This window comes from Streptomyces sp. SID11385, from assembly GCF_010548245.1.
Classification (GTDB): domain Bacteria; phylum Actinomycetota; class Actinomycetes; order Streptomycetales; family Streptomycetaceae; genus Streptomyces.
In genome coordinates this window covers 48,958-55,574 of the sequence record NZ_JAAGLR010001181.1, presented here as the reverse complement: position 1 = coordinate 55,574, position 6,617 = coordinate 48,958, and the positions used below count along the sequence as shown (strand labels likewise).

At 72.2% G+C, this 6,617-nt stretch carries 5 protein-coding genes and 1 riboswitch; of the genes, 2 read left to right on the top strand and 3 right to left on the bottom strand.

Going from position 1 to position 6,617, the window contains the following annotated elements:
* Positions 1–263 precede the first annotated feature (263 nt).
* Positions 264–1,175, top strand: a complete 912-nt coding sequence (locus tag G3I42_RS36325) for a hypothetical protein (RefSeq protein WP_164291903.1) — start codon at positions 264–266, stop codon at positions 1,173–1,175.
* A gap of 246 nt (positions 1,176–1,421) precedes the next feature.
* Here the strand turns inward: G3I42_RS36325 and G3I42_RS36320 are convergent, their stop codons facing one another.
* The gene (locus G3I42_RS36320) at positions 1,422–1,862 is read right to left on the bottom strand and encodes a hypothetical protein (protein WP_164291902.1); all 441 of its coding nucleotides are present in this window, start codon (positions 1,860–1,862) and stop codon (positions 1,422–1,424) included.
* Positions 1,863–2,092: 230 nt separating this feature from the next.
* Positions 2,093–3,895 (bottom strand): phosphomethylpyrimidine synthase ThiC, encoded by a 1,803-nt coding sequence (thiC, locus tag G3I42_RS36315; RefSeq protein WP_164291901.1) that lies wholly within the window; start codon positions 3,893–3,895, stop codon positions 2,093–2,095.
* Positions 3,888–4,036, bottom strand: a riboswitch (TPP riboswitch). (Overlaps the previous gene by 8 nt.)
* A 71-nt stretch (positions 4,037–4,107) precedes the next feature.
* On the opposite strand from thiC, the gene G3I42_RS36310 reads away from it, so the two are divergent.
* Complete coding sequence (locus G3I42_RS36310; protein WP_164291900.1) at positions 4,108–5,673, top strand: YibE/F family protein; 1,566 nt, start codon at positions 4,108–4,110, stop codon at positions 5,671–5,673.
* Between the two features lie 130 nt (positions 5,674–5,803).
* On the opposite strand, the gene G3I42_RS36305 is transcribed toward G3I42_RS36310, so the two are convergent.
* Positions 5,804–6,259 (bottom strand): SsgA family sporulation/cell division regulator, encoded by a 456-nt coding sequence (locus tag G3I42_RS36305; protein WP_007824617.1) that lies wholly within the window; start codon positions 6,257–6,259, stop codon positions 5,804–5,806.
* Between the last annotated feature and the right edge of the window lie 358 nt (positions 6,260–6,617).

The window sequence follows — 6,617 nt, the reverse complement described above, 5'->3', positions numbered from 1 at the left end:
CGCGGGCGATCCCGCCCCGCACCGCGCACGAGCACGCCCGCCGCCCGTACGCCCCTCCCCGCCTGCCCGGACGGGCGCGCCACCCGGCGTGCGGGGGGCGCACGTGCCGCCGCGTCCCCCCGTACGACCGGTCAATTTCCGGAAACACCCTGTTACCCTGCGCCGTCCCCGGCCTACCATCGCCTTATCCGTAGCAGGCTCTCCTCCGCTTCCGCCCTCTGCCCGCACCCAGCGGGCGCCTTGGCCCTACGGAGCATCGGGGGATGCACATGAACAGCGCTCCGCACTTGCTGCCCGAAGACCACCCGGAGTTCGAGCGGGTCCTCGACGAGGCCCTGCGCCAGGCCGTACCGCGGCCCGCCGCACCGGACCCCGACGGGCAGCTCCCCGCCACACGGCTGAAGGCCCTGGCGCTCGGCTCGGCAGGTCTCATCGCGGCCACCGCCGCACCCGAGTACCGGCACTACGTCAGAGTGCGCGAGGACCTGCGGATACGCACGGCCGGGGATACCGGCCAAGCCGAGGTGCCGGTGCGGGCGCAGGAGGGCGGAGGACTCGCCGCGGCGCTCGGCGAGGTGACCGAGGCTTCGGGCGCCGGGGCCGTCGCCGTGGTCGCCGCGCTCACCCCGGTGCTCGCCGGGGTCGCCGCCGTCGTCCTGCTGCTCATCGGCTACTTGCTGCGGCTCGTGGACAGCGAGCACGTCATCGGCGACGCCCTGCTCACCGCGGGCTGGATCTTCGCCGTCCTCGCGGCCGCCGCCATCCTCATCGCCGGGGTCGCCCTGCTCCTCGCCGCCCTGCGCAACGGTGCCACCGCGCTCCCCGCCGACCCGCGCCGCCCGCGCACCGCCGAACCCGATCCGGAAACCGCGGAAATACACCGGGCCCTCGCCGACTGGCAGCACGCCCTCCTGGAGAAGGGCTTCCTGCCTTTTCTCCAGGAGCACGCGGATCTCCTGGAACGCGACGGGCAAAGCCCACCGGGCGAGGAGGCTCCTGAGCAGGACGACCCCGTGCACAGCCGAAGCGGCCCGTCCCGTATGCCGCGCCTCGGCTACCACCGCCCCGGCTTCAGCGGCCCCGAGGCGGACGGCGAGGCGGCCTCCCGCCCCCGCTACTCCAGCCCCGATTTCAGCAGCCCCGACTTCGGCGGCCCGGAGCACCGCCCGGAGTGAGCGATGTTTCACGTGAAACATCGCAAGCCGTCGCAACCCGCCGCAAGCCGCCACCAGCGCACAGGCGTCTCGGCTCCCTCCGCCCCCGGCGCCGGCCCGGCACCACCCGCGTACCCCTACGCACCCGGCGCCAGCCTGCCCACGCACCCGCCCCGCCCCCGCACGCAGAGAAGCCCGATGTTTCACGTGAAACATCCATTGCGGTGTTTCACGTGAAACATCGGGCCCAGAGGGGAGTCCCCCGCGCTACAGCTTCCCGCCGGTCAGCCGCGTGAGCGGCCCCACCGCCCGTACCCCGGACTTCCGTCCCGCGAGGAACGAGGCCGTGGCCACGGTCAGGAGCCCCGCGCCCGCGCTGGTCACGGCCACCTTGTGCTCGCGGACCGTGCCCCACGCCGTACCCGCCGACGCGACGGCCTTCTCCGAGACTTCGGAGACCTTGCGCCGCCCGGCGTCCACGCCCGTCCTCGCCTTCGCTTCCACACGCTTGCCCGCCACTCCGGCGGCGCGCGCACGTTCTCGCGCCGCCTCGGCGGCCTGTTCCGTCTTCGCCCCGGCCGCGGAGAGCGCCGCATCGGCCTTCTCCGACGCCGTCGCCGCCACCGGGGCATCCTCGGTCCCGGGCGCGGAGGCCGAAGCGGCCACGGCGTCGCGGGAGTGCTTGGTCTGCGGGTTCTCTCCAGTCATGGCCTGCGGGTTGCCGCTCCCCACCGGAGAAAACCCGCGACCGGACAGCGAAGTGGGTCCGGAACCGCTCCGAACGCTCCGGAATGACCCGTCACCACCCGCCCGTCACCACCCGCCAGGCACCGCGCGCCGGTCACCGCCCGGCCGGAGCCCGCCACTCACCCAGCCGCGACGGTCTCCAGACTGCGAAGGCCCCAGCCTGCAACGAACTCCCCCGGCCGGCGCCAACCTCACTCCGCCAGCGGCAGATACACCCGGTTCCCCGAAGCCGCGAACTCCCGTGACTTCTCCATCATCCCGGCCGCGATCGCCTCCTGGCTCAGCTCCGTACCGTCCTCCGCGCCGAAGCGCTCGCTGATGTCCCGGCTGATCCGCATCGAGCAGAACTTGGGCCCGCACATGGAGCAGAAGTGCGCGGTCTTCGCCGGTTCGGCGGGCAACGTCTCGTCGTGGAAGGACCGCGCCGTCTCCGGATCGAGCGACAGGTTGAACTGGTCCTCCCACCGGAAGTCGAAGCGCGCCTGCGAGAGCGCGTCGTCCCACTCCTGCGCCCCCGGGTGGCCCTTGGCGAGATCGGCGGCGTGGGCGGCGATCTTGTACGTGATGACCCCCGTCTTCACGTCGTCCCTGTCAGGGAGCCCGAGGTGTTCCTTAGGCGTCACGTAGCAGAGCATCGCGGTGCCCCACCACGCGATCATCGCGGCGCCGATGCCGGAGGTGATGTGGTCGTAGCCCGGCGCGACGTCCGTGGTGAGCGGCCCGAGCGTGTAGAACGGCGCTCCGTCGCACAGCTCCTGCTGAAGCTCCACGTTCTCCTTGATCTTGTGCATCGGGACGTGCCCAGGCCCTTCGACCATCGTCTGCACGCCGTACTCTCGCGCCACGGCGGTGAGTTCGCCGAGCGTGCGCAGCTCGGCGAACTGCGCCTCGTCGTTGGCGTCCGCGACGGAGCCGGGCCGCAGCCCGTCCCCGAGCGAGAACGTCACGTCGTACGCCGCGAGGATCTCGCACAGCTCCTCGAAGTGCTCGTACAGGAACGACTCCTGGTGGTGTGCGAGGCACCACGCCGCCATGATGGAGCCGCCGCGCGAGACGATGCCGGTGGTCCGGCGCGCGGTGAGCGGGACGTACGCCAGCCGCACCCCCGCGTGCACGGTCATGTAGTCGACCCCCTGTTCGGCCTGCTCCACGATCGTGTCGCGGTACAGCTCCCAGCTCAGCTCCTCCGCCTTCCCGCCGGTCTTCTCCAGCGCCTGGTAGAGCGGCACGGTGCCGATGGGGACGGGGGAGTTGCGCAGAATCCACTCCCGGGTGGTGTGGATGTCGCGGCCTGTCGAGAGGTCCATGACGGTGTCGGCGCCCCAGCGCGTCGCCCACGTCATCTTCTCGACCTCCTCCTCGATCGAGGAGGTGACCGCCGAGTTGCCGATGTTCGCGTTGATCTTCACGAGGAACCGCTTGCCGATGACCATCGGCTCGCTCTCGGGGTGGTTGATGTTCGCGGGCAGTACGGCCCGTCCGGCGGCCAGTTCCTCACGTACGACCTCGGGGGCGACGCCCTCGCGCAGCGCGGCGTACTCCATCTCCGGCGTAATCTCGCCCCGCCGGGCGTACGCGAGTTGCGTCACCGGCGCCGCCGAGCGGGCGCGACGCGGACGGCGCGGGCGCCCGGGGAAGACCGCGTCGAGCCGGCCCGCGCCACCCCGCGGGACGGTGTGCTGCGGGCCGTCGTCCTCGGGCCGCACCGCGCGGCCCGGATACGTCTCGGTGTCGCCGCGCGCCGCGATCCACGGTGCGCGCGGTGTGCCGAGCCCGCGCCGTACGTCCGTGGTGACAGACGGATCGGTGTACGGGCCCGAGGTGTCGTACAGCGTCAGCGCGCGGCCGTCGCTCAGGTGCACCCTCCGCACGGGCACCCGCAGCCCCGCCCGTTCGCCCTCGATGTACGCCTTGTGCGCGCCGAGGGCGCGAGCGGGTCCGGTGGTGTCGTGCTGCTGTGCGGAGGCAGGGGTGTGCGCGTCCGATGTGGTCATGAGACCTACTCCCTACGCCGGCATTACCCGGTAACAGGTTCAGCGGTCGGCGCAGCGTTTCGTCCTCCGGCCGCGCGTGCGGTCGTACGAGGAGATCAGCGCCCTCTCAGCCCGGTGCTCCGAGCTCCCGCGGGGACAAATCGCGTCCCACGCTAGCGCCCGTCCTGGCGTGCTGGCCAGAGGGCCTCCGCGGTTCTTGCGATGATCGGCCGGTGACGACGCCACCTCCCACGCCTCAGGCACCCCCACCGTCTCCCCCGTCTCCCCCGTCCTCGGAGGGCCACCTTTCGCCGGGCCACGAGCACAGCCACCACCACGGTCCGGCGACCCCCGGCTCGCGGCGGCTGCGGACGGTCATCGCGGCCGTTTTGGTCCCCTTCGCCGCCGCCGTCGTCGCCGGACTGGTGCTCCTGTGGCCCGGGGCTCCGGGGACGCACGAGCGGACGGGTGTCGGCTTCGACCGGCAGACCGTCAGCGGCAAGGTCACCGGGATCGAGCACGTCGGCTGCAACGACGCTGCCGGGGGCGGGGGTTCGGGTCAGGGGAGCGGCGGCAGCGACCCTGACGACCCGTCCTCCGGCGGTACGGGGACGACGGCACCCGGCGGCGCGGGCGCGTCGACGTCATCGGGCGGGGCAGCCGATGCGGGGACCGGCGCGGGAGCCGACGGGGGGACCGGCGGGGGAGCCGACGCGGGGACCGGCGCGGGAGCCGGCGGGGCTTTGGGGGAGCACGCGGCGGGCGTCTGCGAGCAGGCGACGGTCGAGGTCACCGAGGGGAAGGACAAGGGGCACCGCTACCCCGAGCTGATCCGTCCCGACGCCTCGCGCCGGCTCCACGCCGGCGAGAAGGTCGTTCTCGCCTACGCGCCCGACGCACCGCGTCAACTCCAGTACTCCGTCACGGATGTGGGCCGCACCCCGCCGATGGTCCTGCTCGCCGCGGTCTTCGCGCTCGTCGTCGTGGCGGTGGGGAGGCTGCGGGGTCTCATGGCACTCGTGGCGCTCGCGGTGAGCTTCCTGGTGCTGACCTTCTTCATCCTGCCCGCGATCCTGGAGGGGTCGAACCCGCTCGTCGTAGCGGTGGTCGGCGCCAGTGCGATCATGCTGATCGCCCTCTACCTGTGCCACGGCCTCAGCGCGCGCACCTCCGTCGCGGTGCTCGGCACCCTCACCTCGCTTCTGCTCATCGGGGTACTGGGTTCGCTCTTCATCGGCTGGGCGGCGCTCACCGGCAACACCGACGACAACACGGGCCTCATCCACGGCCTCTACCCACACATCGACATGAGCGGGCTGCTCCTCGCGGGAGTGCTCATCGGCTCGCTCGGCGTGCTCGACGACGTGACGGTCACGCAGACCTCGGCCGTCTGGGAGCTGCACCAGGCCGACCCGGGCATGACGCGGCGCGCGCTGTACCGCGCCGGGCTCAGGATCGGCCGCGACCACATCGCCTCGGTGGTCAACACCCTGGTCCTCGCCTACGCGGGGGCCGCGCTGCCGCTCCTGCTGCTCTTCTCGCTCGCGCGCAGCGACGTGGGGTCGGTCGCGACGAGCGAACTCGTCAGCGAGGAGATCGTGCGGACGCTCGTCGGCTCGATCGGCCTGGTCGCCTCGGTGCCGGTCACGACGGCGCTCGCGACCCTCGTGGTCTCGGCGGACCGTGTGCCGCACCCGCCGTCGCCCGGCACTCAGGGCGTGCCGTCCCGCCCTGAGATGCCCGGCCCCGCGCCCATGGGGCGGCTGCTCAAAGGCGGCGGACGCCGCAGGAAACGCTGAGGGGCGGGCCGCGAGAGGCACGCGGAGCACGGGGCAGCCGACGGGCGCCGCGAGCACGACAGGCGGTCGGCCGGACTGCGGCGAGCACGGGAGGCGGACACCCGCCGCGGGCGCCCGGAGGCAGGCTGCCTCAGCCCGCGCTCGGCTCCTCCGCGAGGATGCGGTGCAGGGCGTCGTCGAGGTGGCTCTCGAAGTCGGCGCAGGCACGCTCCTCGCCCAGCGGGACGAGGCGGTCGGTCCGGTCGAGGAAGGCGACGATCGGCGCCATGCCCACCCGGAAGAGCGCCTGGTCGGTACCGACCTGGAGCCTGATGTGCAGCTCCCCGGGTCCCTCCCCGTCGAGCAGGGGCTCCGGCTCGACGGGCGAGACCCGCACATCGCCGTCGCCGCACGCCTCGTCGATCCCGTCCGCGAGCAGCTCGCGCCCGAACGTCCACGAGACCGGGGCATCACCGGGCAGGTGGAAGGTAAGCCGTACCGCGTAGGGATCGGCGGCCTCGTAGCGAAGCTCGACGGGGATACGGAACGAGAGCTCCTCGGAAACGAGGAAGCTCATCATGACCTCTGCCTGTACGGACTCGCGCATCGCCAACCCCGTCGATTGCCGTCACCTTGCCAGGGGCAAATCCCCTGACACTCCTGACACCTAGCTCAGTGAACACATCACATCACAGCGCGTGATCCCGCCGTTGCTGATTGCGGGAAGAAACGTGCGGGAAAATCCGTCCGAGCCGTTTTCGGTCGGGCGGTTCGTGGAATCCCCGCCACCGATCACCCGTATTCCGGCTGCCCCCAGGCGGTCCGCACATGCAAGGCACGCGGGGATTCCCCCACGTTCACCCTTTCGGCCCGCACGGACCATACGAACACACCGGCCCCGGGCGGCGACAGCAACGGCCCAAGCGTCACGCTGAGCTACGTATCAACAGAGGGCAACGACGTTC

Excerpts from the sequence above, each read along its gene's own strand:
- G3I42_RS36325 (WP_164291903.1), top strand. The coding sequence starts at position 264 with ATGCACATGAACAGCGCTCCGCACTTGCTGCCCGAAGACCACCCGGAG.
- G3I42_RS36320 (WP_164291902.1), bottom strand. The coding sequence starts at position 1,862 with ATGACTGGAGAGAACCCGCAGACCAAGCACTCCCGCGACGCCGTGGCC.
- thiC (WP_164291901.1), bottom strand. The coding sequence starts at position 3,895 with ATGACCACATCGGACGCGCACACCCCTGCCTCCGCACAGCAGCACGAC.
- G3I42_RS36305 (WP_007824617.1), bottom strand. The coding sequence starts at position 6,259 with ATGCGCGAGTCCGTACAGGCAGAGGTCATGATGAGCTTCCTCGTTTCC.